This window comes from Cellulosimicrobium sp. JZ28, assembly GCF_015327065.1.
Classification (GTDB): Bacteria; Actinomycetota; Actinomycetes; order Actinomycetales; family Cellulomonadaceae; genus Cellulosimicrobium; species Cellulosimicrobium funkei.
In genome coordinates this window covers 1,265,736-1,292,643 of the sequence record NZ_CP017660.1, presented here as the reverse complement: position 1 = coordinate 1,292,643, position 26,908 = coordinate 1,265,736, and the positions used below count along the sequence as shown (strand labels likewise).

The window sequence follows — 26,908 nt, the reverse complement described above, 5'->3', positions numbered from 1 at the left end:
CGTCGTCCCCGCTCCCCGGCAGACGTGGAGCGGGCACGGGACGGGCCGTCCGCGAGGGTCCAGCCTACCCGGCGGCGCCCGGTCCCCCCGGCACGGCGCCCAGCGCACGGAGCGTCTCGCCCACGAGGTCGTCCACGAGGCGCGCGCGCCATGCCGTCCACGCGCTCGGGCCGAGCGACGACGCGTCCGCCTCCGTGAGCGCGCGCAGCACCACGAGCAGGTCGGCGCGGTGGTCGACGGCGTCCGCGAGCTCCGCGACCGTCGCCGGGTCGTCGGGGTCCTCGCTCACGGCGAGGCGCGAGAGGGTGAGGTGGTGGCGCACGAGGCGCTCGACGTCGGCCACGACGTCCGGCTCGAAGCCCATGCGGCCGAGGATCGCGGGCACGAGCCGTGCGCCCTCGACGGAGTGGTCGGCGGCGCCGGCCCGCTTGCCGATGTCGTGCAGCACCGCGGAGAGCAGCAGCAGGTCGCTGCGCTCGACCTCCTTGCGGGCGCGCGCGGCGCGCGCCACGACCTCGACGAGGTGCCGGTCGACGGTGTGCCGGTGCACGGCCGCGCGCTGCGGCCGGTTGCGCACGCCCGCCCACTCGGGGATCCACGTCGTGACGACGCCCGCGAGGTCGAGCGCCTCCCACACCGCGACCTGCGCCTGGCCGGACCCGAGCAGGGCGAGGAACGCGGCCCGCGCGGCGCGCGGCCACGGCTCCGGCAGGGCGGGGCAGCGCGCGAGGCTGGCGACGGACACGGGCGAGAGCGTCAGGCCCGTGCGCGCCGCGGTCGCCGCGGCGCGCAGCGACAGGAGCGGGTCCGACTCGGGGTGGGCGTCCACGGCGAGCACGAGCTCGCCGTCGTGCTCGACGAGGCCGTCGCCGACCGGCCGCAGCCGTGGCGCCGCGCGGCGTCCCCGCACGAGCACCGGGCGCCGGGCGACCGACGGCCGCTGGAGCGCCTGGCGGGCCCGACGGACCGTGGTGTCGAGCGCGTAGGAGATCTCCCGGCCCGCCGCGGCGAGGCTCGCGAGCAGCTCGTCGGGGTCGTCGTACCCGGACAGCGCGGCGACCTCGTCGAGGTCGGCGAGCAGGAGGCGGCTCGTGTGCCGGCCCGTGACGACCTGGAGCGTGTCGCGGACGTCGAGCAGGTGCGCGTGCGCGCGGTCGACCGACCCGTGCGGGCGGTCGGTGAGCCAGGTCGCCGCGAGCGCCGAGAGCACGACCGCGTCCCGGATGCCGCCGCGCGACTCCTTGAGGTCGGGCTCGATGAGGTAGGCGAGCTCGCCGGACCGCTCGGCGCGCTCGCGCGTCGAGGAGAGCAGGTCGGGCAGGCGGCGGCGCGACGCGGAGCGCCAGTCGGTGAGCACCGCAGAGGAGGCGCGGTGCACGACGAGCGCGTCCCCCGCGACCGCGCGCACGTCGAGCCACCCGACGGCGGCGGGGACGTCCTTCGACGCCACCTGGCGGCACTGCGACAGGGAGCGCACCGCGTGGTCGAGGTCGACGCCCGCGTCCCACAGCGGGTACCAGAGCCGCTCGGCGACGCGCGCGACGTCGTCGGCGGTGTGGGTGCGGCCGTCGTGGACGAGGACGAGGTCGAGGTCGCTCGCCGGGCCCATGTCGCCCCGCCCGAGGCTGCCGACGGCGGCGAGCGCGAGCCCCTCGGGCGCGACGCCGTCGGTCGCGTCGAGCCAGAGGCCCGCGAGCGAGGAGGTGACGAGGTCGACGACGGCGGCGCGGCGCGCGACCCCGCTGCGGCCCGGTCCGCTCATGGACCGCGCGACGTCGAGCATCCGCGCACGCAGGTCCCGCACCCCGTCGGGGTGCGGGACCTGCGTGCCGTGCTCTCCCGGCCCTGCCGGGCGCCCCGCCGATCCCCCTGCGACCCCGCCCGTGGTCGGGGTGTCGGCGTGGTGGGTCATCCGAGGGTCCGTCTCCTCACAGGGCGCCGGGGCCGTGCTCGCCCGTGCGCACCCGGGCGACGTCGTCCACGGTCACCGTCCAGACCTTGCCGTCGCCGATCTTGCCGGTCTGCGCCGCCTTGACGATCACCTCGGTGACCGCGGTGGCGTCGGCGTCGTCGACGAGGACCTCGATGCGGACCTTGGGGACCAGGTCCACCGTGTACTCGGCGCCCCGGTAGACCTCGGTGTGGCCCTTCTGGCGGCCGTACCCGCTGGCCTCGCTGACCGTCATGCCCCGCACGCCCGCGGCCTCGAGCGCCGACTTCACGTCGTCGAGCCGGTGCGGCTGGATGATTCCCGTGACGAGCTTCATGCCCGCACCTCCCTGATGACGCTGCCCTGCTGGATGGACTCGTACGCCGTCTCGCCGTGGACCGCGAGGTCGATGCCGCCGACCTCCGCGTCCTCGCTCACGCGCCAGCCCATCGTGACCTTGAGGATCAGGCCGATGACCGTCGTCGTGATCGCGGTGAAGACGATCGCGACCAGCGCGATGAGCACCTGGACGACGAGCTGCTGCGCGCCGCCCCCGAAGAAGAGGCCCGTGTCGGTCGCGAGGAAGCCGATCGCGACGGTACCCCAGAGGCCGGAGACGAGGTGGACGCCGACGACGTCGAGCGAGTCGTCGTAGCCGAAGCGGTACTTCAGGCCGACCGCGAGCGCGGAGAGCGCGCCGGCGACGAGGCCCAGGACGATCGACGTGACCGGGTTGAGCGCGCCGGCGGCGGGCGTGATCGCCACGAGGCCCGCGACGACGCCGGACGCGGCGCCGAGCGACGTGGCGTGACCGTCGCGGATCTTCTCCGTGACGAGCCAGCCGATGATGCCGGCCGCCGTGGCGCTCGTGGTGTTGATCCAGGCGAGGCCGGCCGTCTCGTTCGCGCCGAACGCGGAGCCCGCGTTGAAGCCGAACCAGCCGAACCACAGCAGCGCCGCGCCCAGCATGACGAACGGCAGGTTGTGCGGGCGCATCGGCTCGGTGCCGAAGCCCTTGCGCTTGCCGATGAGGAGCGCGAGCACGAGCGCCGCGACACCGGCGTTGATGTGGACGACGGTGCCGCCCGCGAAGTCGATCGGCGCGACCGTGGCGGCGCCGTCGGTCACCCCGAACACCTTCGCGGCGAGACCGTTCTCGTTGGCCGAGAGGAAGCCGCCGCCCCACACCATGTGGGCGAGCGGGAAGTACGTGACCGTGACCCAGATCGCCGTGAACGTCAGCCACGTGCCGAACTTGACGCGGTCGGCGAGCGCACCCGAGATGAGCGCGACCGTGATGATCGCGAACGTCACCTGGAACGCGATGTCGACCACGTTCGGGTAGTTGCCGAGCGTGCTCGCGACGGCGCTGCCGTCGGCGTCCGTGATCGCCCCCGAGAGACCGAACTGCGCGAACGGGTTGGCGAACAGGCCACCCGTGCCGGCCTCGCCGTAGGACATGGACCAGCCCCACAGCACGTAGACGACGCCCACGACGGCCATCGCGCCGAAGGACATCATCATCATGTTCAGCACGGACTTGGCGCGGACCATGCCGCCGTAGAAGAACGCCAGTCCGGGCGTCATCAGGAGCACGAGGGATGCTGAGGTCAGCATCCACGCGGTCGCCCCGGTGTCCCACTCCATCGGATCATCTCCCCTCGCCGGCCGGGCGGCCGGTCGGGGACTACGGTGGTGCGGGCGGGTTTCCCCGGCGGTGTCGCCGCGTTACGCCGGCGTGACAAGGGCGGCCCGGACGTAAACGTTCGGTTTCGCCGCACCGCGCGGGCGCCCGGAGCCCGGCGCCGCGACCGGGCCGTGATCGCGCCGTGACACGACCGTGACCCGCCGGGCGACCCGGACCGGCACCCGGCCGGGCACTATGGCCGGGCGTTGAGGCCGGGCGTCGCGCCCGGCCGCGCCCGCGCCTCAGGCGCCGAGGAGCCCGTCGACGAACTGCTCCGGGTCGAACGGGGCGAGGTCGTCGGGCCCCTCTCCCAGGCCGACGAGCTTGACGGGCACGCCCAGCTCGCGCTGGACCGCGACGACGATGCCGCCGCGCGCGGTGCCGTCGAGCTTCGTCAGGACGATGCCCGTGACGCCCGCGACCTCGCCGAAGACGCGTGCCTGGTTGAGGCCGTTCTGCCCCGTCGTCGCGTCGAGCACGAGGAGCACCTCCGACAGCGGGGCCTCCTTGGTGATGACGCGCCGGATCTTGCCCAGCTCGTCCATGAGGCCCTGCTTGTTCTGCAGGCGCCCGGCGGTGTCGACGAGCACGACGTCCGCGCCCTCGGTGCGGCCGCGGCGCACCGCGTCGAACGCGACGGCCGCCGGGTCGGCGCCGTCGCGGTCGGACCGCACGGTCGGGACCCCGACGCGCGAGCCCCAGGTCTCGAGCTGGTCGGCGGCCGCGGCGCGGAACGTGTCGGCAGCGCCCAGCACGACGCTGCGGTCCTCGGCGACGAGCACGCGCGCGAGTTTGCCGACGGTCGTCGTCTTGCCGGTGCCGTTCACGCCGACGACCAGCACGACGGCGGGCACCGTGGACCCGTCCTCGGCGGTGCGCGGGGACGTCGCGAGCGAGCGGTCGAGCGTCGGGTCGACGAGCGCGACGAGCTCGGTGCGCAGGAGGTCGCGCACGCTCGCGGCGTCGCGCACCCCGAGGACGCGGACCTTGGTGCGCAGCGCGTCGATGAGCTCGCCGGCCGGCCCGGCGCCGACGTCCGCGAGGAGGAGGGTCTCCTCGAGCTCGTCCCAGTCGTCCTCGGTGAGGTGGTCCCGCGAGAGGACGGACAGCAGGCGGGCGCCGAGCGGCGACCCGGAGCGCGCGAGGCGCTCGCGCAGCCGGACGAGCCGACCACCGACCGGCTCCGGGCGCTCGAGCGCGGGCGGGGCGGCGACGTCGGGCTCCGGCGGCGCCTCCACGGTCGCCGTGCCGGGCGGTGCCTCCACGGCGTCCGGCGCGGTCGCGGGAGGCGCGGCAGGGGCCGTGGGCGGGGGTTCGACGAGGTCGCGGCGACCGCGGCGACGGACCGACACGGTCCCGGCGGTGACGAGGCCGACGACCAGGAGGACGCCGAGGACGATCCAGAGCGGGAGGAGGTCGTTCACCCCGGAAGTCTCTCAGACCGACGCGGTGCTCACGCCTCGGGAGGGCGCTCCCCCGGGTGCAGCGGGCGCACGCGCTCGCGCGCGCGGTGCAGGACGTCGGTGAGCTCCTCGGCGTCGACGTACGCGTTGGACGACACCTGCGTGGCCGTGAAGAAGTCGTCGATGCTCGTGTCCACCGGCCGCGGCATGCGCACGGTCGCGACGTGCTGGCCCGGGTTGTCGCCGCGGCGGCGACGCCGCCGCAGCCCCGAGCGGAAGTCGCGCCAGAAGGCGCGCATCCCCTGCTCGCCGTCCCGTCGGTCACCCGCCGCACCGGTCGACTGCGCCTCGGCGCGCGCGACGACGCTCGCGAACAGGAACACGACGGCGGCGACGCCGAGCGTGAGCCCCAGCCACACGAACATCCAGACCATGCCCTCCAGTATCCGGGCGCCCGAACGCGTCGCGACCGCAGCCACGCCGGGGCTCGGCGATCAGCACCACATCTTCACAAGGCCCGGAATTGCAACGATCCTGGAGGTTCCGCCCAGGTCCGGACGAGGCGGACGGACCGCCCCGCGCGCTTTACGCGGGGACCTCCTCGCGCGCCTCGGACATGCGCTGGCTGATGACCGTCGTGACGCCGTCGCCGCGCATCGTCACGCCGTAGAGCGCGTCGGCGATCTCCATGGTGCGCTTCTGGTGCGTGATGACGATGAGCTGCGAGTCCTCCTGGAGCTCGCGGAAGATCTCGAGCAGGCGGCCGAGGTTCACGTCGTCCAGGGCGGCCTCGACCTCGTCCATGACGTAGAACGGCGAGGGCCGCGCCTTGAAGATCGCGACGAGGATCGCGACCGCCGTGAGCGAGCGCTCGCCGCCGGACAGCAGGGACAGGCGCTTGACCTTCTTCCCCGCGGGACGGGCCTCGACCTCGATGCCCGTGGTCAGCATGTCGTCCGGGTCGGTGAGGACCAGGCGCCCCTCGCCGCCCGGGAACATGCGGGCGAACACGCGCTCGAACTGCTCGGCGGTGTCGCGGTACGCGTCCGAGAACACCCGCTCGACGCGCTCGTCGATCTCCTTGACGATCTCCAGCAGGTCGGCGCGCGACTTCTTGAGGTCGGCCAGCTGGTCGGCGAGGAACTTGTGCCGCTCCTCGAGCGCGGCGAACTCCTCGAGCGCGAGCGGGTTCACCTTGCCGAGGCGGCCGAGGTCGCGCTCCGCGGCGCGCAGGCGCTTCTCCTGCTGGGCGCGGTCGTACGGGACCGTGCGGGGCTCGCCGTCGTCGGAGGGGACGGGGACCTCGCGGTGCGGGCCGAGCTCCTCGACCAGGACGGCCGGGTCGAGCCCGAGCTCGTCGACGCTGCGTGCCTGGAGCTGCTCGATGCGCAGCTGCTGCTGCGCGCGCGCCACCTCGTCGCGGTGCGCGACGTCGGTGAGCTCGCGCAGGCGCGCCGCCAGGTCGTCGACCTCGCGGCGCGCGGCGGTCACCGCGGTGTCGCGCTCGGCCCGTGCCGCCTCTGCGGCGTCCCGCTCCGCGCCCGCCCGGGCCAGCGACCGGTCGATCGCGGCGAGGGCGAGCGTCGCGCCGTCGCGCACCGCGGACGCGCGGCCCGCCTGCCGCACCCGCGCCGCCTCGCGCCGCGCGGCCCGCTCGCGCGCGTCGCGCTCCGCGGCGGCCGCCCGGGCCAGCGACTGGGCCCGGCCCGCGACCGCCCGCGAGCGCTCCTCGCTCGTGCGCAGGGCGAGCCGTGCCTCGGTCTCGGCCGTGCGCGCGGTCGAGGCGCGCGCGAGGAGGCGGTCGCGCTCGGCGCTCGCCTCCGCCACCGCGTCCTCGGACTGCTCCGGCGCCGCCTCCGCGACCTCGAGCCGCTCGACGAGCCCGGCGAGCGTCTCGCGCGCGTCGTCGAGACCCTGGGACGCCCGCTCCAGCGACGCGCGCACGCGCTCGGCCTCCGCGGCGGCCGAGCGCGCGGTCGCCCCCAGGTGCCCGAGCTGCTCCGCGACCGCGGCGAGCTGCGCGTCGGACTCGTTGAGCCGGTCGAGCGTGTCCTCGTACCGGGCGCGCGCCTCCTGCGCCGCCTCGCGCGCGCCCACGAGCGCGAACCGGGCCCGCTCGGCGCGGGCCGTCGCGTCGGCGTGCGCGGTGCGCGCCTCGTCGAGCGCCGACTGCAGGTGCAGCACGCTCGGCGCCGACGCCGACCCGCCCCACGCGCGCGTCGTCGCGAGGAGGTCACCGCCCCGCGTCACGACGGCGACGTCCGGATGCCGCGCCACGAGCGCGCGCGCCTGGCCCAGGTCGTCGACGACGGCCACGCCCGCCAGCAGGGACCGCACCGCCTGGCCGACGCCCCCGGCGGCGGTGACGACGTCGACGGCCCAGCGCGCGCCGTCGGGCAGGTCGACGGCGGCGGGGCCCGGGCCGGGCTCCGCGGTCGCCACGACGAGGCCCGCGCGCCCGGCGTCCTCCGTGCGCAGGTAGCGCAGCGCGTCGACCGCGGCGTCGACCGACTCGACCGCGACCGCGTCGGCGGCCGGGCCCAGCGCCGCGGCCACCGCGTCCTCGTAGCCCGCCTCGACGCCGAGCAGGGCCGCGAGCGACCCCACGACGCCGACGCCGTCCGCCGCGAGCAGCGCGCCCGCGCCGTCCTTGCGGTCGAGGCTCAGCTCGAGCGCCTCGATGCGCGCGCTCCAGGTCGCGCGCTCCTGGTCCGCGGCGGACGCGTCCGCCTCCAGGCCCGTCACGGCGGCGGTCGTGCGCTCGACCGCGTCCACCGCGGCCTCGTGCTCGGCGTCGAGACCTTCCTCGCCCTCCTCGGCGCCGACCACCTGGGTCTCGAGCACCGCGAACTCGGTGCGCGCCTGCGTGCCCCGGTGCTCGGCCTCCGCGAGCGACTCGCGCAGCCGTCCGATCTCGGCCTCCGCCGCCTCGACGCGCGTGCGCTGCGCCGCGACCTGCCCGGCGAGCCGCGCGAGACCCTCGCGGCGGTCCGCGGCACCGCGGAGCAGCGTCGCGACGGCCCGCTCCGCCTCCCCCGCGGTCTGCTCGGCGTCCTCCCGGTCGGTGACCGCGGCGGCGAGCGCGTCGCGCGCGCGGGCGACCTCCGCCTCGAGCTCCGCCTCGGTCGCGCGCACGCGCTCGGCCTGCGCCTCGAGCTCGTCCGGGTCCTGCCCGCGGGATGCCGCCTCGGGGCGCCCGAGGAGGCGCACGCGCTCCTCGGCGAGCGTGCGCGTGCCGCGCAGCCGCTCGCGCAGCGACGAGAGCCGGAACCAGACGTCGGTCGCGGCCCCGAGGGCGGGCGCGGCCTCCGCGGCCTCGCGCTCGAGCCGGCCGAGCGTGTCGCGCGCCGTCGCGAGCGCGCGCTCGACCTCCGCCTGCTGCGTGCGCAGGGCCGCCTCGTCGGCCATCTCCTGCTCGAGCGTCGCGGTGAGCTGGGCGAGGTCGTCGGCGAGGAGCCGGGCCCGCGCGTCGCGCAGGTCGGCCTGGATCGTGGCGGCCTTGCGCGCGATCTCCGCCTGCCGCCCCAGCGGGCCGAGCTGGCGCCGGATCTCCGTCGTGAGGTCCGCGAGCCGCGTGAGGTTGGCCTGCATCGCGTCGAGCTTGCGGAGCGCCTTCTCCTTGCGCTTCCGGTGCTTGAGGACGCCCGCGGCCTCCTCGACGAAGCCGCGGCGGTCCTCGGGCGTCGCGCGCAGGACGGCGTCGAGCTGCCCCTGGCCGACGATCACGTGCATCTCCCGGCCGAGGCCCGAGTCGGAGAGGAGGTCCTGGATGTCGAGCAGGCGGCACGCGCTGCCGTTGATCGCGTACTCGGACCCGCCGCTGCGGAACAGCGTGCGGGAGATCGTCACCTCGGTGTAGTCGATCGGCAGCGCGCCGTCGGTGTTGTCGATCGTCAGGGACACCTCGGCGCGCCCGAGCGGGGGCCGGCCGGAGGTGCCGGCGAAGATGACGTCCTCCATCTTGCCGCCGCGCAGGGTCTTGGCGCCCTGCTCCCCCATCACCCACGCGAGCGCGTCGACGACGTTCGACTTGCCCGAGCCGTTCGGCCCGACGACGCACGTCACGCCGGGCTCGAAGCTCAGCGTCGTCGCGGACGCGAACGACTTGAAGCCGCGCAGCGTCAGGGTCTTGAGGTGCACGGACCCGAGCCTAGTGCGGCGCTCCCACGATCCTGCGGACGTCCGCGACCGGCCGTGGCGGACCGCGCACACCGCGGCGGGCACGCGAACGCCCCGCCCCGGAGGCCCGGGACGGGGCGGACGTGCGCGTGCGGGTCAGCCGAGCTCGGGGAACCAGAGCGCGATCTCGCGCGCGGCGGACTCGGGCGAGTCCGACCCGTGCACGAGGTTCTGCTGGACCTTGAGGCCCCAGTCGCGGCCGAGGTCGCCGCGGATCGTGCCGGGCAGCGCCTCGGTCGGGTTGGTCGCGCCGGCGAGCGAGCGGAAGCCGGGGACGACGCCCTGGCCCTCGGCCACGACCGCGAGGATCTTGCCCGAGAGCATGAAGTCGACGAGCGGCTGGAAGAACGGCTTGCCCTCGTGCTCGGCGTAGTGGGCGGCGAGCAGCTGGGGCGTCGCGTCGAGCAGGCGCACGGCGGCGAGCGTGTAGCCCTTGGCCTCGACGCGCCGGAGGATCTCGCCGGACAGGCCGCGGCGGACGCCGTCGGGCTTGACGAGGATGAGGGTGCGCTCGATGGTCTCGGTCAGTGCGGGTGCGACGTCGGTCATGGTCGCCGAGCCTACCGGCCGTCGGGCCGTGCGCCGCGCCCGGCGGGCGGCCGCCCGGCCGCGTGCGCGCCGCGCCGTCATCCGGCGTTGGGCGCGGTCTCGGGGTGCTCGGCGTCGTAGGCCGCGCGCTCGCGGTCGATGCGCCCGCCGAGGCGGATCGAGACGATCCACAGGACGACGAAGAGGCCGCCCACGAGGAACATCATCGGCACCACCAGCCCGAGCGCGAGCACGGGCACCTGGACCACGGACCCGGCGACGTACCCGCCGGGCGTGCCCACCATGCGCGACAGCACCACGAGCACGACGGCGAGCACCCCGCCCACGACCCAGATCGACGTCGCGGAGGGCAGCTCGAGCGGGCCGCGCGAGTAGGGCACGTCGCGCAGGCCGTAGGCCACGAGCGTCGCGAACACGACGAGGAACGCCTCGAGCAGGAGCGTGGTCGACGCGAACTGGACCTTCGCGGGCTTCTTGGGCTTGATGCGGTCGCCCGGGGACGGGCGCACCGGACCCGCCGCGCGGCCGTGGCGGGACGGCTGCGCGGCGGGCTGCGACGGCGAGGTGCTCACCCGGTCAGGATACCGGCGCGCCGTCGCGCTCCCGGATCCCGGGGCGCTCGTCGTCCGGTCCACCGCCGCCCGCGGGCACGACGACCGCGGCCCCGTCGGCCTCGCCCGTCACGGGGGCGTCCTCGCGCAGGTCGCCGTGGTCGGCGACGGCCTCGCCGCGCGCGACCATCCCGGCGACGTCGGAGAGCTTGACCTCGCGCAGGAACAGCGCGAGCACGAACCCGACGAGGACGAGCGGGACCAGGTACCAGAACGCGGGGGCGAGCGCGTCGGTGAACGCGTCGACGACGCCCGTGTGGATCGGCTCCGGGAGCTGCTGCACCATCTCGGGCGTGAGCGAGGAGCCCTCCGCGCCGGCGGGGGCCGCACCCCCGGGCACGCCCGCGAACACGCCCTCGAGGTTGTCGGCGAGCCGCGACGTGAAGATGGTGCTGAACAGCGCCGTCCCGACGGCCGCGCCGATCTCGCGGAAGAAGTTGTTCGCGCTCGTCGCCGTCCCGATCTCGTGCGGGTCGACCGAGTTCTGCACGGCGAGCACGATCGTCTGCATGACGAGGCCCATCCCGGCGCCCATGACGAAGATCATCGCGCCGAAGAGCCACATCGACATGTCGCCCGTGATCCGCGTGAGCCAGACCATCCCGGCCGCGGTGATCGCGAGACCCACCACCGGGTAGATCTTGTACCGCCCGGTCTTGGTGATGGCGAGACCGGACCCGATGGCCGTGATCATGACGCCGACCATCATCGGGAGCATGAGGAACCCGGACTCGGTGACCCCGGCACCCGTGGACATCTGCAGGAACGTCGGCAGGAACGCGAGCGCCGAGAACATGCCCATGCCGAGCACGAGGCCGATGAGCGTCGCGATGGTGAAGGTCCGGTTCTTGAACAGGTGCAGCGGGAGCAGCGGCTCCTCGGCGCGGTTCTCGACGAGGACGAACGCGACGACCGACACCACGACGGCCGCGACGAGGCCGAGCAGCCACGGGTCGGACCAGTCGTAGCCGGACGACGTCGTCAGCGACTCCCAGCTCGTGACCAGGACGATGCCGGACGTCGCGACGACGAGGAAGAAGATGCCCGCGACGTCGATCTTGCGGCCCGCGCGGTGCGAGGGGAGCTTGAGCGCGACCCACGCCACGACGAACGCGGCGACGCCGATGGGCACGTTGATCCAGAACGCCCAGCGCCAGCCCGGGCCCTCGGTGAACCAGCCGCCGAGGAGCGGCCCGATGACCGCGGCGATGCCGAAGAGCGCGCCCATGGGGCCCATGTACTTGCCGCGGTCCTTGGCGGGGACGATGTCGGCGATGATCGCCTGCGACAGGATCATGAGGCCGCCGCCGCCGAGGCCCTGCACGCCGCGCCAGGCGACGAGCTCGGGGAACGACTGCGCGAACCCGGCGCCGGCCGACGCCACCGTGAAGAGGCCGATCGCGACGAGGAACGGCCAGCGGCGGCCCCAGAGGTCGCCGAACTTGCCGTAGAGCGGCATGACGATGGCGATCGCCAGGATGTAGGCCGTGATGACCCAGCCCTGGTGCTCGACGCCGTGGAGCTCGCCGACGATCGTCGGCATCGCGGTGCCGACGATCGACTGGTCGAGCGAGGACAGGAACATCGACGCCATGAGCGCGCCGAAGATCACCCACACGGTGCGCGGGGTGAGCACGACGAGCGGCTTGCCGCCGTCGACGGGCGGTGCTGCGGTGGAGGAGGCCATGAGGATCCGGTTCGGTCGGGACGGGCGGGCGCGCGCCGACGGGCGCGGCCCGTCGTCGGGTGGGGGCTGGAGGTGCGGCCGGTCGGGTGGGAGGCCCGAGCCGGTGGAGTCCTCGCGCGGGGCGAGGGGTGCGGTCAGGTGGCCGCGGGATCGGGGGCGCGCGTGTCGCGGAGCAGCGCGCGGAGCTGGTCGACGACGCCCGGCAGGTGGTCCACCGGCTCGCCCTCGCGGCCCCGCTGCTGCCACTCGACCGTGCTCGCCCGCAGGAGGCTCATGACGACGAGCGCCAGGAGCTCGGGGTCCGGGACGAACGGCCGGACCGCGCGACGCGCGACGAGCATCTCGACGAGCTCCGCGCGGTGGCCCTCGACCCACGCGACGTGACGCGCGACGAGGTGCGGCTCGCGCTGCACGAGCTCGAGCGTGCGCGCCATGCGCTCGGGGGTGACGACCTCGTGCGCGAGCACGTCGGCCACGACGACCTCGAGGTCGTCGAGGAGCGCGCCCGTCGGGCCGCCGGCGACGAAGGCCGCGACGACGTCCGGTCGGACCGAGAAGTCCTCGAGGCCGAGCACGGCGTCGTCCTTCGCGGGGAAGTAGTTGAAGAACGTGCGGGGCGAGACGCCGACGGCCGCGCAGATGTCCTCGACCGTCACGGCGTCGAGGCCGCGGTCGAGGACGAGGGTCTGCGCGGCGTCGACGAGGGCCTCGCGGCGCGCGCGCTTCTTGCGCTCGCGCAGCCCGCCGGGCGACGGCGCGACGCACGCCGCGGCCCGGTCGGCCACGGAGGGGCGAGCGGGCACGTCAGGCGGAGTCGTCGGCACGAGGACCATTCTTGCATCCTCTGCAATTTTGCATCAACTGCAAGCCGGCGTGACGGAGGTCACACCGTCGCGGCGTCAGACCTCGCCGAACCCGCCCTCCACGGCCTCGACCACCGCGCGCACCGCGTCCGCGGCCTGCGGGCCCTCCCCCGTGACCGTGAGCTCCTGCCCGCCGGTCGCGCCGAGCTTCATGAGCTCGAGGACGCTCGCCCCGTTGACGCCGTCGATCGCGACGCTCGCGTCGAACCCCGCGACCAGGCGCGCGAGCACCGCGGCGGGCCGGGCGTGCAGGCCGAGCGGGTTGCGCAGCGTCACGACGGCGCGGGCCTCCCCCGCCGGCGGGGCGCCGTCCGCAGGGTTCTCCTCCCCCGCCTCCGGTGCCGCGGCGGGGACTGCGAACGTGCCGCCCGCGTGCTCCGCGGACGCGAGGACCTCGGCCACGTCGCCGCCGCCGTGCGCGGTGACGGCCGCCGCGACGGCACCCTCGACGAACGGCGCGTCCGCGAGCAGCACACGCCCGTCGAAGCCGTCCTCCAGGTCCAGCACCGACTCGACCGTCATCACGGCCGAGCCCAGGTCCGCGAGCACGACGACACCGTCCGCGACGCGCAGCGCCTCCTCGATCGCCCCGGAGACGCGGTCGTAGCTCGTGCCGAGACCGCCGTCGTCCGTCCCGCCCGCCGCGAGCAGCAGGACGCCGGGCGCCATCTGCGCGGACAGCTCGACGGCCCCCTGCGCGAGGCGCTGCGAGTGCGAGACGAGGACGAGCGCGACCCGGGCCCGCGTGCCGACCGGTCCGGCCACGCCGCTCACGCCGCCGCCGCGTCGCGCGCGGCCTCGAGCAGGATCGCTGTCGACGTCGCGCCCGGGTCCTGGTGGCCCGCGCTGCGCTCGCCGAGGTAGCTCGCCCGGCCCTTCGTCGCCACGAGCGGCACGGTCGCCTCGGCGCCCTCGCGCGCGGCCCGGGCGGCGGCCGCGAGGACGTCGGCCGTCGAGCCGCCCGCGTCGGCCGCGGCCTCCGCCGCGTCGACCGCGGGCTGCCAGGCGTCGACCATCGTCTTCTCGCCGACCTGCGCCTTGCCGCGCGCGGAGATGCCCTCGAGCGCTCCCTCGAGCAGCGCGACGACACCGTGCGCGTCGAGCTCCGCGAGGCCGGTCACCTTCGCGGCGCGCAGGTACGCGGTCCCGTAGAGCGGGCCCGAGGCGCCGCCGACGGACGACATGAGCGTCGTGGCCACGAGCTTGAGCACGTCGCCGATCTGACCGGGCGGCTGCTCCCCGGCGGCCGCCCCGTCGAGCTTGGCGACCACCGCGCGGAAACCCCGGTCGAGGTTCTCGCCGTGGTCGCCGTCACCGATCTGGCGGTCCAGCTCCGTCAGCTCGTCCCGTGCCGCCGCGATCCGCTCCGCGCTCAGCCGGGTCCATCGCTCGGCCCAGGCCACGTCCAGCGTCATGCCCCACCTCTCCTCGCCGTCGAGCCGGCGGTGCGCCGGCTCCCGGAGACTGCACGAAAGGGCACCCGCTCACCAGCGCAGCGCGGCCGTGTGGACGGGAGCGTCCCACAGGGCGGTGAGCTCGTCGTCCAGGCGCAGCACGGTGACCGACGCACCCTGCATCTCCAGCGACGTGACGTAGTTGCCGACGAGCGAGCGCGTCACGCGTACGCCGCGCCCTTCGAGCAGCCTCCTCGCCTGACGATAGACGACGTACAGCTCGGACAGCGGGGTACCGCCCATTCCGTTAACGAACAGCAACACGTCCTCGCCGTCGGCGAGGCCCAGGTCGTCGGCCACGGGATCGACCAGCCGCTGCGTGATCTCGTCCGCCGACGCGAGCGGGATCCGGTGCCGCCCGGGCTCGCCGTGGATCCCGATGCCGATCTCGACCTCGTCGTCGCCGAGGTCGAAGCTCGGCCTGCCCACGTGCGGCACGGTGCACGCCGTGAGGGCGACGCCCATCGAGCGCACGTTCGCCACGACGCGCCCGGCGATCTCCGTCACGGTGCCGAGGTCGTCGCCGCGCTCGGCCGCCGCGCCCGCGATCTTCTCGACCGCGACCGTCCCCGCCACGCCGCGCCGGCCCGCGGTGTAGAGCGAGTCCTCGACCGCGACGTCGTCGTTGACGAGGATGCTCGTGACCTGGGTGCCCTCGGCCTCGACGAGCTCGACCGCCGTCTCGAAGTTCAGCACGTCGCCCGTGTAGTTCTTGACGATCGCGAGCACGCCGGCGCCCGAGTCGGCGCCGAGGATCGCCGGGACGATCTGGTCGGGCGTCGGCGAGGTGAACACGGCGCCCGGCACCGCGGCGTCGAGCATCCCCGGCCCGACGAAGCCCGCGTGCAGCGGCTCGTGGCCCGAGCCGCCGCCCGAGACCAGCCCGACCTTGCCGGCCACCGCGCCGCCGGCGCGCGACACGTACGGGGGCGCGAGGTGCACCTGCACGAGGTCGGCGTGCGCCTGGCCGAAGCCCTCGAGGGACTCCGTCACCGCGTCCTGGGGATCGTTGAGCAGCTTCTTCACCGGTCATCCCTCCATCGGTCCGTGCGCCCGGTGCTCCGGGCGCCGACAGCCCCCGCGACGTCGGCAGGCCGCGCCCGGCGCGCCCGCCGCCGTCGTCGCCTCCATCAAACACCCGGCCGCCGCGCGCCGCGCGGCGTCCGGGCGTCAGCCGCGACCGAGCAGGACGCGCGCGTCCGCCACCGTCACGACCGAGCCCGTGACCAGGACGCCCGTGCCCGTGCCGACGCCCACGGCGTCGTCGCGCTCGACGAGGTCGACCGCCACCTGGAGCGCCTCGTCGAGGCGCTCGGTGCTGTGCACGCGGTCCTCGCCGAAGACGTCGGCGGCGAGCTCGGCGAGCTCCGTCGGGTCGGCCGAGCGCTCCGAGCTGTTGCGCGTCACGACGATCTCCGCGAGCACCGGCTCGAGCGCCGCGAGGAGCGGCTCGGCGTCCTTGTCGGCCATGATCGCGACGACGCCGACGAGGTGGCGCAGGTCGAACGCCTCGCCGAGCGCCGTCGCGAGCGCCTCGGCCCCCGCGGCGTTGTGCGCCGCGTCGACGAGGACGGTCGGGCTGGACCGCACGACCTCGAGCCGGCCCGGCGACGTGACGTCCGCGAACGCCGCCTCGACGAGCGTGCCGTCGAGCGCCCGGCCGCCGAGGAACGCCTCCACCGCGCCGAGCGCGAGCAGCGCGTTGTGCGCCTGGTGCTCGCCGTGCAGCGGGAGGAACACCTCGGTGTAGAGCGCCGCGGGCGTGCGCAGGTCGAGGAGCTGGCCGCCGACCGCGACCTGGCGCGCGGCGACGTCGAGGTCGACGCCCTCGCGCAGCAGGCGCGCGCCGACGCGCTCCGCCCGGGCACGCAGCACCTCCTCGACCTCGGGGCGCTGCGCCGCCGAGACGGCGGTCGCGCCCTCCTTGACGATGCCCGACTTGACCGTCGCGATCTCCTCGAGCGTGCTCCCGAGCCACCGCTCGTGGTCGAGCGCGACGGGCGTCACGACGGCGACCTCCGCGTCGACCACGTTGGTCGAGTCCCACTCGCCGCCCATGCCGACCTCGACGATCGCGACGTCGACGGGCGTGTCCGCGAACGCGGCGAACGCCACGCCCGTGAGGACCTCGAAGAAGCTGAGCTGCGACTGCCCGGTCTCCGCGAGCTCCGCGTCGACGACCTGCACGTAGGGGTAGACGTCCTCCCACACCTCGACGAACCGGCGCGGCGAGAGCGGCTCGCCGTCGACGACGATCCGCTCGGTGACGCTCGTCAGGTGCGGGCTCGTGAACAGGCCGGTGCGCAGGCCGTGCTCGCGCACGAGGCGCTCGGCGACGCGCGCGGTGCTCGTCTTGCCGTTGGTCCCGGTGAGGTGGATCGTCCGGAACGCGTGCTGCGGGTCGCCCAGCAGCTCGAACAGGCGCCGCACCCGGTCGATCGTCGGGTCGAAGTCGTGCTCGGGGGCACGGGACACGATGTGCTGGTAGACGCGCTCGAGGTCCGCCTGCGCGGCGGCGTCCTCCGCCGCCGCGCGGGCGTCCTTCGCGCTCTGCCGTCGTGCGGCACCGGGGTCCTTGCGCGGGGCGCTCACAGGATCACCGCCGTGTCCGGGACGGTGCCGTCGGCCTTCTCGACGCGCACGGAGCGCACGTCGGTCGGCGACGTCTCGACGACGACCTCGACCGCGAGCGTCTCGCGCGCGACGAGGTCGCGGTGCTCCTCGACCGCCACGAGCCACTCGCCCGGCACGTCGAGCGAGAGCCGGATGCGGTCGGCGACGTCGAGCCCGGCGGCCTTGCGCGCGTCCTGCACGTCGCGGATCACGTCGCGCGCGTAGCCCTCGGCGAGCAGCGCGTCGTCGAGCGCGAGGTCGAGGACGGCGAACCCGCCGCTCGCGAGCACCGCGGCAGCGACGCTCGGCGCCTCGCCCTCGGCGACGCCGCGGTCGGCGACCACGGTCGTCAGCTCGTACTCCGCGGGCAGGAGCGCGACGTCGCCGTCGTCCGTCGTCACGACGACCTCCCCGGCCTCGTCCACGCGCCACGCACCGGCCTTCGCCGCCTTGATGACGGCCTGGACCCCGCGGCCCAGGCGCGGGCCCGCGGCGCGGGCGTTGACCGCGAGGCGCTGCGTGATGCCGAAGCGCTCCGCGGCGTCCGAGTCGGTCGACTCGAGCTCGACGGCCTTGACGTTGAGCTCGCGCGCCAGCAGGTCCGTGTACGGCGCGAGCGCCCCCGGGTCGTCCACGACGACCGTGAGCCGCGCGAGCGGCTGGCGCACCCGGAGCTGGTGCGCCTTGCGCAGGCCGAGCGCGGCCGACGCGACGGCGCGGACCTCGTCCATCGCGGCGACGAGCGCCGGGTCGGCGACGAGGGACGCGTCCGGGACGTGACGCACGGCCACGGCGGACGAGCCGTCCTCGCCGACGAACCGCTCGCCGACCTCCTCGGTGGACGCCGGCCAGTCGGTGAGGTGGACCGAGCGCCCGCCGGTCAGGCCGCGCCACACCTCCTCCGCGAGCAGCGGGGCGAGCGGCGCCATGACGCGCGTGAGCGTCTCGAGCGCCGTGTACAGCGTGTCGAACGCGTCGGCGTCCTCCGCCCAGAACCGGTCGCGCTGGGTGCGCACGTACCAGTTGGTCAGGACGTCGAGGTGCTCGCGCACGGTCTCGCACGCGCCGGCGATGTCGTACGCGTCGAGCTGCCCCGTGACGCGCACGACGAGGTCGTGGGTCCGGGCGAGCAGGTAGCGGTCGAGGGCCGGGAGCCCGGCCACGCGCTCGGGCGCGACCTTCTGCGCGACGTACCCGGCGGGCTCGACGGGCTCGCCCGCGCGCGCCTGCGCCTTCGACGTGTTGGCGTACAGCGTGAAGAAGTAGTACGTGCTCCACAGCGGGAGCAGCACCTGGCGCACCGCGTCGCGGATCCCGTCCTCGGTGACGACGAGGTTGCCGCCGCGCAGGATGGGCGAGCTCATGAGGAACCAGCGCATCGCGTCGGAGCCGTCGCGGTCGAAGACCTCGTTGACGTCCGGGTAGTTGCGCAGCGACTTGCTCATCTTGCGGCCGTCGGAGCCCAGCACTATGCCGTGCGAGACCGCCGAGCGGAACGCCGGACGGTCGAACAGCGCGGTCGCGAGCACGTGCAGCGTGTAGAACCAGCCGCGCGTCTGGCCGATGTACTCGACGATGAAGTCGCCGGGGTTGTGGTGCTCGAACCAGTCGGTGTTCTCGAACGGGTAGTGCACCTGCGCGTAGGGCATGGAGCCCGAGTCGAACCAGACGTCCATGACGTCCTCGACGCGGCGCATGGTCGAGCGGCCCGTCGGGTCGTCCGGGTTGGGGCGCGTGAGGCGGTCGACGAACGGCCGGTGCAGGTCCGGCTCTCCCTTCTCGTTGCGCGGGAGGGTGCCGAAGTCCCGCTCGATCTCGGCGAACGAGCCGTACACGTCGACGCGCGGGTACTGCGGGTCGTCCGAGCGCCACACCGGCACTGGGCTCCCCCAGAACCGGTTGCGCGTGATCGACCAGTCGCGCGCGTTCTCCAGCCACTTGCCGAACTGGCCGTGCTGGATGTGGTCGGGGGTCCAGGAGATCTGCTCGTTGAGCTCGACCATGCGGTCCTTGAACTTCGACACCGCGACGAACCACGACGACACGCCCATGTAGATGAGCGGCTTGCGGCAGCGCCAGCAGTGCGGGTAGGAGTGCGCGTACGACTCGCGGCGCAGCAGCACCGTGCCGGGGCTCGTCGCGCCGAGCGGGAGGTCCGGCGTCTCCTCCCCCTGTGCGGCCGCGGCGTCGTGGCGCGTGCGGCCCTTGAGGTGGTCGATGATGAGCGCGTTCGCGTCGAAGACCTGGAGGCTCTCGTAGTCGACGACGGGGAAGACGAACTTGCCGTCGGACGCGACCGGCAGCACCGGCTCGACGCCCTCGCGGTCGGAGACGACCTTGTCCTCCTCGCCGAACGCGCCGGCGTTGTGCACGAGCCCGGTGCCGTCCGTGGTCGTGACGAAGTCGGCCTCGACGACCCGGTGCGCACCGGCGTGCCCGGCGAAGTACGAGAACGGCGGCGTGTACGACCGCCCGACGAGGTCGGCGCCCGTGAGCCGCTCGACGACCTGCGTCGTCACGTCCTCGACGCCCTCGTCGGCGAGCTCGCGCGCGTACGCCTCGAGGCGCTCCGCGGCGATCACGTAGCGCTCCTTGACGCCCGTGAACGACGACTCCACGACGACGTACTCGACGTCGGGGCCAGCCATGACGAACAGGTTGGACGGCAGCGTCCAGGGCGTCGTCGTCCAGATGAGCGCGAGCTCGCCCGTCTCGAGCCGGAAGCCGACGGTGACCGCCGGGTCCTGGCGGACCTGGTACACGTCCTCGTCCATGCGCAGCTCGTGGTTCGACAGCGGCGTCTGGTCGTTCCAGCAGTAGGGCAGCACGCGGAAGCCCTCGTAGACGAGGCCCTTGTCGTAGAGCTGCTTGAACGCCCACAGGACCGACTCCATGAACGTCGGGTCGAGCGTCTTGTAGTCGTGCTCGAAGTCGACCCAGCGCGCCTGGCGGGTCACGTAGTCCTGCCACTCGCTCGTGTACTTGAGCACCGACGCGCGGCACGCGTCGTTGAACCGCTCGATCCCCAGCTCGAGGATCTCCTCCTTGGTCTTGATCCCGAGCTGGTCCATCGCCTCGAGCTCGGCGGGCAGGCCGTGCGTGTCCCAGCCGAAGCGACGCTCGACGTGCTTGCCGCGCATCGTCTGGTAGCGCGGCACGACGTCCTTCGCGTAGCCCGTGAGCAGGTGCCCGTAGTGGGGCAGGCCGTTGGCGAACGGCGGGCCGTCGTAGAAGACGAACTCGTTGCTGCCGTTCTCCCCGGCGGGGTTGCGCTCGACCGAGGCGCGGAACGTGTCGTCCGCCTCCCAGTAGGCGAGGACCTCGCGCTCGATCGCGGGCAGGTCCGGGGAGGCGGGGACGCCGAACGCGGCTCCGGGGTGCGCGGCGGCGGCGGACGAGGGTGCGCGGTGCAGCGGGTAGGCCATGGTCTCGAGGACTCCGGTGAGGTAGCGGTCGGCGGGGTGTCCGCCGTGGTGGTACGGGTCGGTCGTGCTCTCCTGCGAGGACGACTCCCCCACCTGGGGCGGGCTCGCCGCGGTACCACCTCGCTTGCCGGCGCCGTGCCCGCAGGCGCCCGACGCCGTCGGGCACCACGGGCGGTCGCCGACCGCTCGTCGCAGGCTGTGACGGGCCCACCCGTCCGGGTCTAGTGAGGACCTGCCGCGGGCCGTCAGGCCTGCCCCGCGGCGGGGTTCCCGTTCTTCCGGAGGCTCGCCGGTGATGGCCGGGTCGACGCCTGTGCCTCCATGGTAGCCGCCGCCCGGCGGCGCGCGGTGTAGGCGTCGATGTCGCGCGCGACGAGCCACTCGAGCGTGAGCGGCGGCGCGTCCGCGGGCGGCGCGGCGAGGACGGGCGCCGGGGACGGCACCGTGGTCGGGCGGTAGCGGGGGAAGTGCGGGGGAACGTACATGGTGGTCTCGCGTCCTGTGCTCGGCTGGCGTCCGTGGGTGCAGACCCGGTCGTGGCGTCGGACTCATCGCTGAGCCGTGGCGCGGGACCGGCGACCGTCACGCCCCGTCGCAGGGAGGGAGGGGCGGGAGGCTGCTCGCGGACACCAGGTCGAGGCTGCGCAGGGCGCCGCGAGCCCTCAACAACAGGTGGCGGTGAGGACCAGCGGGCGCGCGAGGACGAGCGTGCTGCTCGTGGGGCGCGCGGAGGTCACCCGCACATGGTGCCAGCACGCCCGTCGCGGGACAACCTCCGGTCCAGGACCCGGGCCTCTCGCCTGCCCCTCGCCTGCTCCCCTGTTCCAGGCACGGGCCGGGCCGGTCACCGGACGCGGACGGCGACCTCGTGCCAGCCCGATGCGCCGTCGGGCGCGGGCGGGGCGACGTCGGCCGTCTGGGTGCGCCCGTCCGCGTCGGTCGCGCGGACCGTCAGCCGGTGCTCCCCCGGCGTCGCGTCCCACGCGTACGACCACTGCCGCCACGTGTCCGGGCCGACCGTGGCGGCGAGCGTCGCGGCGCGCCACGGGCCGTCGTCCACGCGCACCTCGACGCCCTCGACGCCCGTGTGCTGGGCCCACGCCACGCCCGCGACGACGACCTCCCCCGCCTCCACGGCCGCGCCGTCGCGCGGGGTGTCGACGCGCGACGCGAGCTTGATCGGTCCCCGCTCCGACCACCCGCGCGTGGACCAGTAGGCGACGTCGTCGGCGAAGGTCGTGACCTTGAGCTCGGTGACCCACTTCGTCGCGGACACGTAGCCGTACAGCCCGGGCACGACGAGCCGGGCGGGGAACCCGTGCTCGGCCGGCAGCGCCTCGCCGTTCATCCCGACGGCGAGCAGGCTCGCCCGGTCGGGGTCGGTGAGGGCGTCGAGCGGCGTGCTCGCCGTCCACCCGTCGGCGCTCGTCGAGAGCACCATGTCGGCGCCGTCCTGCACTCCCGCGCGCGCGAGCAGCTCGCGCACCGGGTACCCGAGCCACCGCGCGTTGCCCACGAGGTCCCCGCCGACCTCGTTGGACACGCACGTGAGCGTGAGGTGGTGCTCGACGAGCGGGAGCGCGAGCAGCTCGTCGAGCGTGATCTCGAACGGGTCGTCGACGAGTCCCGAGACGCGCAGCGTCCACGACGCCGGGTCCACCTGCGGCACGCGCAGCGCCGTGTCGATGCGGTAGAAGTCCGCGTTCGGGGTGACGTACGGCGCGAGCCCGGGGACGCGCAGGTCCGCCCCGGCGGGCACGGCGGGGGCCGGGGTCGCGGGGGCGGGCAGCCGCAGCGCGTCGCGCGCGGCCGTCACGGCTCGCGAGCCGGCGGACACCGCGCGCGACGTCGCGAGCGCGACGACGCCCGCCGCCGCCGCCAGGCCCGTGACGAGGAGGAACCGGCGGCGGTCGAGGCCGCCGGACGTCGTCGTCGCGTCGTCGGAGCCGGAGGGCGCGGCAGGGCCGCGCAGCGTCCGGAGCGTCGCGCGCAGCAGCAGCACGGCGACCCCCACGCCGACCAGGCTGGGCAGCGCCCAGGCCACGTCCCCGCCCGGCCGGGTGGCGGCGACGACCGCCCCGACCACCCCGACGGCGGCGAGGAGCAGCGCGCCGGACGGCGGGCGGCGGAGCTCGAGCCAGCCGCTGAGGGCCGCGCCCGCGGCGAGCACGACGCCCATGACGCCGAGCAGCACCGCCTTGTCCGCGGTGCCGAAGGTCGCGACGGCCCAGTCCTTGAGGGGCCCCGGCACCGCGTCGACGACGCCCGCCCCGGCGGCGAACAACGGGCTCGACCCGGGCGCGACGACGGCCGCGACGAGCTCGGCGACGGCGAACCCGACGGCCGCCGCGACGACGCCCGCGAGCGCCGCCCGTCCGCCCGCCTGCCCGGCTGCCTGCCGCTGCCCCGTCATGCGCGTCCTCCCGTGGTCCAGTAGACGCCGGGCCGGCCCCGGGCGCCATCCTCGGTTCGGAGCGGCGCCGCTCCCGGACGGGTCGGGGTCAGCGGGCGGACGCGTCGGCGTCGGGCGTGGGCTCCACGCCCTTCGGGACGAGCGGCGCGCGCCACAGGGAGTAGGTGGAGGCCTGCGCGACGGGCCGCAGGATCAGCGAGTCGATGTTCACGTGGTGCGGGCGCGTGACGGCGAACGTCACGACGTCGGCGACGTCGTCGGCGGTGAGCGGGTCCACGACACCCTCGTAGACGGCGTCGGCCCCGGCCTGGTCCCCGTGGTAGCGGTTGAGCGAGAACTCGGGCGTGTGCACGAGGCCCGGCGCGATCTCGATGACGCGGATCGGCTCGCCCACGAGCTCGAGGCGGAGCGTCTTCGCGACGCCGAGCAGCGCGTGCTTGGACGCGACGTAGCCGGAGCCGCCGACGTACGTGTCGTGGCCCGCGGTCGACGTCATGAGCACGATGTCGCCGCGGCGCGACGCGCGCAGGAGCGGCAGGAACGCCTGGGTCACGCGCACGGTGCCGAGCACGTTCGTCTCGTACATCGCGCGCCACTCGTCGATCTTGGCCTCGTCGACCGGGTCGACGCCGAGGCCGAAGCCCGCGATGTTGAGCAGCGCGTGCACGGGCCCGCGGGCGCCCGCCTCGGCGACGAGGCGCGCGACGTCGTCGTCGGAGGTCACGTCGCCCACCACGGGGTGGGCGCCCGTGCGCTCCGCGACCTCGGCGAGCCGGTCCGCACGGCGCGCGAACGCCACGACGTCCCAGCCGCGGGCCCGCAGGAACCGCACGCACGCCTCCCCGATGCCCGACGACGCACCGGTCACCACGGCGCGCAGGGGCGGGGTCGCAGGAGCGGGGGCGGGCGGGTTCGACGTCTCGGTCACGACGCACACTCTGTCACGGTCGCGTGTGTAGGCTGGACGACGGACCGCGAACCCCTCGATCGTTCGCCGGAGCGACCTCGTCCTTGGGTCGCGGGTCCGCCCGACGCGAGATGGCGCGTCCGACCCTGGAGAGCCCGCGTCCCCGCCCGGGGACCGCCGTCCGGCTCTCTCCCCGCCTCGCACCCGGAGCAGCTCCGTGCCCTCGCGCCTCACGCCGTCCCTCGTCTCCCGCCGACCCGTCCGCACCGCCGTCGGCGCGTCGGCGCTCGCCCTCGTGCTCGCCGCCTGCTCGTCCGGCACGACGCCCGGGGGCGACCCGACCTCTGCGGGCGGCGCGACGTCGTCGAGCACGCCCGGGAGCACCGCGTACCCGCTCACGCTCGACGACTGCGGGTTCGAGGTGACGTTCGACGCTGCGCCCGAGCGCGTCGTGACGATCAAGTCGAGCACCACGGAGATGCTCCTGGCCCTCGGGCTCGGCGACCGGATCGTCGCGAGCGCGTTCGCCGACGGGCCGGTGCCCGAGTCGCTGGCCGACGCCGCCGCGGACGTCCCCGCCGTCGTGGAGCCGCTCTCGGACCAGGTCCCGGGTGCCGAGGCGGTCCTGGAGACCGAGCCCGACCTCGTCTACGCGGGCTGGGAGTCCAACCTCACGGCCGACGGCGCCGGCGACCGCGAGACGCTCGCGCAGCTCGGCGTCGCGACCTACGTCTCCCCCGCCGCGTGCAAGGCGCCGGAGTACATGCCGGACCCGCTGACGTTCGACGACGTGTTCGCCGAGATCACCGAGGTGGGCACGATCTTCGACGCGCAGGACGCCGCGGCGGACCTCGTCGCGGAGCAGCGCGCGACGCTCGACGGCGTCGTCCGCGACGACCGCGGCCTGACCGCCCTGTGGTACTCGTCGGGCGACGACATCCCGTACGTCGGGGCGGGCATCGGCGCGCCGCAGATGATCATGGACGCCGTCGGGCTCGAGAACGTCGCGGGCGACGTGCACGACACCTGGACGTCGTACGCGTGGGAGGAGGCGGTCGCCGCCGACCCGGACGTGCTCGTCCTCGTCGACGCCGCCTGGAACACCGCCGAGGCGAAGATCGAGCGGCTCGAGTCCAACCCGGCCACGGCCGAGATGACGGCCGTCCGCGAGGGCCGCTACCTGACGATCCCGTTCCCGGCGACCGAGGCGGGCGTGCGCAACGTCGACGCCGTCGTCGACCTCGCCGCGCAGCTGGAGGCGCTCGACCTGTGACGACCCTGCGCACCCGGCCCGCGCCCGCCGCGGCCGACCGTCGCCCGGACGGCACCGGCCCGGCCGGTCGCGCGCGGCGCGGCGCGGCCTGGTGGGTGCCGGCCGGCGTCGTCGCGCTCGTCGCGACGGTGCTCGTCACGGTGACGATCGGGCCGGCCGACCTCGCCGTCGGCGAGGTCTGGCGCTCGGTCGCGACGCACCTCGGGCTCGGCGGGCTGCTGGGCCTGGAGCCGCTCGGCGCCCTGCAGGACGGCATGGTGTGGCAGCTGCGGCTCCCCCGCGTGCTCACCGCCGCGGCCGTGGGGGCCGGTCTCGCCGTGTGCGGCGTCGTCATGCAGTCGCTCACGCGCAACCCGCTCGCCGACCCGTACCTGCTCGGGCTGTCGTCCGGCGCGTCGCTCGGCGCCGTGCTCGTGCTGGTCGCGGGCTGGACGGTCCTGCTCCCCGTCGCGGCCTTCGGCGGCGCGGTGCTCGCACTCGTCGCCGCGCTCGGGCTCGCGGGCGCGCTCGGGGCGCTCACGCCCACGCGGACGGTGCTCGCCGGGCTCGCGGTGAGCCAGCTCGCGGCGGCCGCGACGAGCTTCGTCATCTTCTGGTCCGCGACCGGCGACTCGTACCGCGAGATCCTGTCGTGGCTCATGGGGTCCGTCGCGGGCGCGACGTGGACCTCCGTCGCGGTCGCGGGCGGCGCGACGCTCGTGCTCGGGACGTTGCTCGCGTCGACCGGCTCGGTGCTCGACGCCTTCACCTTCGGCGACACGGCGGCCTCCGCGCTCGGGGTCGACGTCGCGCGCGTGCGCTGGACGCTCCTCGTGGGCGTCGCGCTGCTCACCGGCGCGCTCGTGTCCCAGTCGGGGTCCATCGGGTTCGTCGGCCTGATCCTGCCGCACGCGGTCCGGCTCCTCACCGGCGCGCGCCACCGGCTGCTCCTCCCGCTCTCCGCGCTGTTCGGCGCGACGTTCCTCGTCTGGGCCGACACGCTCGCGCGCACGGTCTTCGCGCCGCGCGAGCTGCCCGTCGGCATCGTCACCGCCGCGATCGGCGCTCCGGTGTTCGCCCTGCTGCTGTGGCGCGGACGGAGGACCGCGTGAGCGCCCCCGCCGTCGTGGGCACGACCGGGCTCGACGCGGAGCGCGTGTCGTGGTCGGTCGACGGTCGCCTCGTCCTCGACGGCGTCGACTGCACCGCGCCCGCGGGGGCGGTGAGCGGGCTGCTCGGCCCGAACGGCTCCGGGAAGTCCACGCTCCTGCGCGTGCTCGCGGGCGTCCGGGCGCCGTCGGCGGACCCGGGCCGGGACGGCGCCCGCGTGCGGTTCGACGGCGCCGACCTGCTCGCGCTGCCGCGCCGGCAGCGGGCGCGGGTGCTCGCGCTCGTCGAGCAGGACGCGACGACCGACCTCCCGCTCTCCGTGCTCGACGCCGTGCTGCTCGGCCGCATCCCGCACCGCTCGCTCCTCGCGTGTGACTCCGCGACCGACCGCGACCTCGCCCGCGCAGCGCTCGCCCGCGTCGGGATGGCGGGGTTCGCGGACCGTGAGGTCGCGACGCTCTCCGGCGGCGAGCGCCAGCGCGTGCACCTCGCGCGCGCCCTCGCGCAGGAGCCCGCGCTCCTGCTGCTCGACGAGCCGACCAACCACCTCGACATCGCCGCGCAGCTCGACACGATGCGCGTCCTGCGCGACCTCGCGGACGACGGCGTCACCGTGCTCGCCGCGCTCCACGACCTCAACCTCGCGGCCCAGACGTGCGACCACGTCGTCGTGCTGGCGGACGGCCGCGTCGTGGCGGCGGGCGACGTCCACGACGTGCTCGTGCCCGACGTGCTGGACCCCGTCTACGGCGTGCGGTGCGAGGTCCTCAGGCACCCGCGCACCGGCAGGCCGGTGCTGACGTTCGAGCCCCCGGCCTGAGGAAC

General features: G+C 75.2%; 21 protein-coding genes. 3 read left to right on the top strand and 18 right to left on the bottom strand.

The genetic code is table 11. The features are described from left to right. Positions 1–64: 64 nt before the first annotated feature. The 18 genes from BJP59_RS05935 to BJP59_RS05850 all read right to left on the bottom strand — a co-directional run bounded on the left by BJP59_RS05935 (position 65) and on the right by BJP59_RS05850 (position 23,742). Complete coding sequence (locus BJP59_RS05935) at positions 65–1,912, bottom strand: [protein-PII] uridylyltransferase (protein ID WP_194522469.1); 1,848 nt, start codon at positions 1,910–1,912, stop codon at positions 65–67. 16 nt (positions 1,913–1,928) lie between these two features. Beyond that, on the bottom strand, positions 1,929–2,267 hold the full coding sequence (locus tag BJP59_RS05930) for a P-II family nitrogen regulator (RefSeq protein WP_021483028.1): 339 nt from the start codon (positions 2,265–2,267) through the stop codon (positions 1,929–1,931). Continuing rightward, positions 2,264–3,577 carry an ammonium transporter gene (locus BJP59_RS05925; protein WP_085388128.1) on the bottom strand — a complete coding sequence of 438 codons (1,314 nt, stop codon included), beginning with the start codon at positions 3,575–3,577 and terminating at the stop codon, positions 2,264–2,266. The genes BJP59_RS05930 and BJP59_RS05925 overlap by 4 nt, the downstream gene beginning before the upstream one ends. Before the next feature lie 282 nt (positions 3,578–3,859). Continuing rightward, a complete protein-coding gene (ftsY, locus tag BJP59_RS05920) occupies positions 3,860–5,041 on the bottom strand; it encodes a signal recognition particle-docking protein FtsY (protein WP_144722805.1) in 1,182 nt (393 codons plus the stop codon). 29 nt (positions 5,042–5,070) lie between these two features. Then, positions 5,071–5,454 carry a hypothetical protein gene (locus BJP59_RS05915; protein WP_055725692.1) on the bottom strand — a complete coding sequence of 128 codons (384 nt, stop codon included), beginning with the start codon at positions 5,452–5,454 and terminating at the stop codon, positions 5,071–5,073. A gap of 151 nt (positions 5,455–5,605) precedes the next feature. Beyond that, positions 5,606–9,160, bottom strand: a complete 3,555-nt coding sequence (gene smc / locus BJP59_RS05910; protein ID WP_194522468.1) for a chromosome segregation protein SMC — start codon at positions 9,158–9,160, stop codon at positions 5,606–5,608. Positions 9,161–9,295: 135 nt separating this feature from the next. Beyond that, positions 9,296–9,748, bottom strand: coding sequence for a nucleoside-diphosphate kinase (gene ndk / locus BJP59_RS05905; protein ID WP_194522467.1), 453 nt, complete (start codon positions 9,746–9,748; stop codon positions 9,296–9,298). Positions 9,749–9,825: 77 nt separating this feature from the next. Beyond that, positions 9,826–10,320, bottom strand: coding sequence for a DUF4233 domain-containing protein (locus BJP59_RS05900; protein ID WP_306303334.1), 495 nt, complete (start codon positions 10,318–10,320; stop codon positions 9,826–9,828). A gap of 4 nt (positions 10,321–10,324) precedes the next feature. Next, positions 10,325–12,046 carry an MDR family MFS transporter gene (locus BJP59_RS05895; RefSeq protein WP_194522466.1) on the bottom strand — a complete coding sequence of 574 codons (1,722 nt, stop codon included), beginning with the start codon at positions 12,044–12,046 and terminating at the stop codon, positions 10,325–10,327. Between the two features lie 134 nt (positions 12,047–12,180). Next, a complete protein-coding gene (locus BJP59_RS05890) occupies positions 12,181–12,870 on the bottom strand; it encodes a TetR/AcrR family transcriptional regulator (protein ID WP_228485295.1) in 690 nt (229 codons plus the stop codon). Positions 12,871–12,945: 75 nt separating this feature from the next. Then, entirely contained in the window at positions 12,946–13,683 is a 738-nt protein-coding gene (gene dhaM, locus BJP59_RS05885) for a dihydroxyacetone kinase phosphoryl donor subunit DhaM (protein ID WP_194522464.1), read from the bottom strand. Beyond that, positions 13,680–14,324, bottom strand: coding sequence for a dihydroxyacetone kinase subunit DhaL (gene dhaL, locus BJP59_RS05880; RefSeq protein WP_061269007.1), 645 nt, complete (start codon positions 14,322–14,324; stop codon positions 13,680–13,682). The genes dhaM and dhaL overlap by 4 nt, the downstream gene beginning before the upstream one ends. A 69-nt stretch (positions 14,325–14,393) precedes the next feature. Then, entirely contained in the window at positions 14,394–15,389 is a 996-nt protein-coding gene (gene dhaK / locus BJP59_RS05875; RefSeq protein WP_043658407.1) for a dihydroxyacetone kinase subunit DhaK, read from the bottom strand. 144 nt (positions 15,390–15,533) lie between these two features. Beyond that, complete coding sequence (locus BJP59_RS05870; RefSeq protein ID WP_194522463.1) at positions 15,534–16,955, bottom strand: bifunctional folylpolyglutamate synthase/dihydrofolate synthase; 1,422 nt, start codon at positions 16,953–16,955, stop codon at positions 15,534–15,536. Then, complete coding sequence (gene ileS / locus BJP59_RS05865) at positions 16,952–20,401, bottom strand: isoleucine--tRNA ligase (RefSeq protein ID WP_194522950.1); 3,450 nt, start codon at positions 20,399–20,401, stop codon at positions 16,952–16,954. Before ileS ends, BJP59_RS05870 begins: the two co-directional genes overlap by 4 nt. Before the next feature lie 245 nt (positions 20,402–20,646). Then, positions 20,647–20,886, bottom strand: coding sequence for a hypothetical protein (locus BJP59_RS05860; protein ID WP_194522462.1), 240 nt, complete (start codon positions 20,884–20,886; stop codon positions 20,647–20,649). A 359-nt stretch (positions 20,887–21,245) separates the two neighbouring features. Further along, positions 21,246–22,814 (bottom strand): molybdopterin-dependent oxidoreductase, encoded by a 1,569-nt coding sequence (locus tag BJP59_RS05855; RefSeq protein ID WP_194522461.1) that lies wholly within the window; start codon positions 22,812–22,814, stop codon positions 21,246–21,248. An 88-nt stretch (positions 22,815–22,902) separates the two neighbouring features. Then, positions 22,903–23,742 (bottom strand): SDR family oxidoreductase, encoded by an 840-nt coding sequence (locus BJP59_RS05850; protein WP_194522460.1) that lies wholly within the window; start codon positions 23,740–23,742, stop codon positions 22,903–22,905. A 196-nt stretch (positions 23,743–23,938) separates the two neighbouring features. Here BJP59_RS05850 and BJP59_RS05845 point away from each other — a divergent pair, with 196 nt between their 5' ends. The 3 genes from BJP59_RS05845 to BJP59_RS05835 are packed head-to-tail and all read left to right on the top strand — an operon-like array spanning position 23,939 to position 26,903. Then, positions 23,939–24,994 (top strand): putative F420-0 ABC transporter substrate-binding protein, encoded by a 1,056-nt coding sequence (locus tag BJP59_RS05845; RefSeq protein ID WP_194522459.1) that lies wholly within the window; start codon positions 23,939–23,941, stop codon positions 24,992–24,994. Further along, entirely contained in the window at positions 24,991–26,085 is a 1,095-nt protein-coding gene (locus BJP59_RS05840; protein WP_194226808.1) for a putative F420-0 ABC transporter permease subunit, read from the top strand. Before BJP59_RS05845 ends, BJP59_RS05840 begins: the two co-directional genes overlap by 4 nt. Further along, a complete protein-coding gene (locus tag BJP59_RS05835; protein ID WP_442861532.1) occupies positions 26,061–26,903 on the top strand; it encodes a putative F420-0 ABC transporter ATP-binding protein in 843 nt (280 codons plus the stop codon). Before BJP59_RS05840 ends, BJP59_RS05835 begins: the two co-directional genes overlap by 25 nt. Positions 26,904–26,908: the final 5 nt, after the last annotated feature.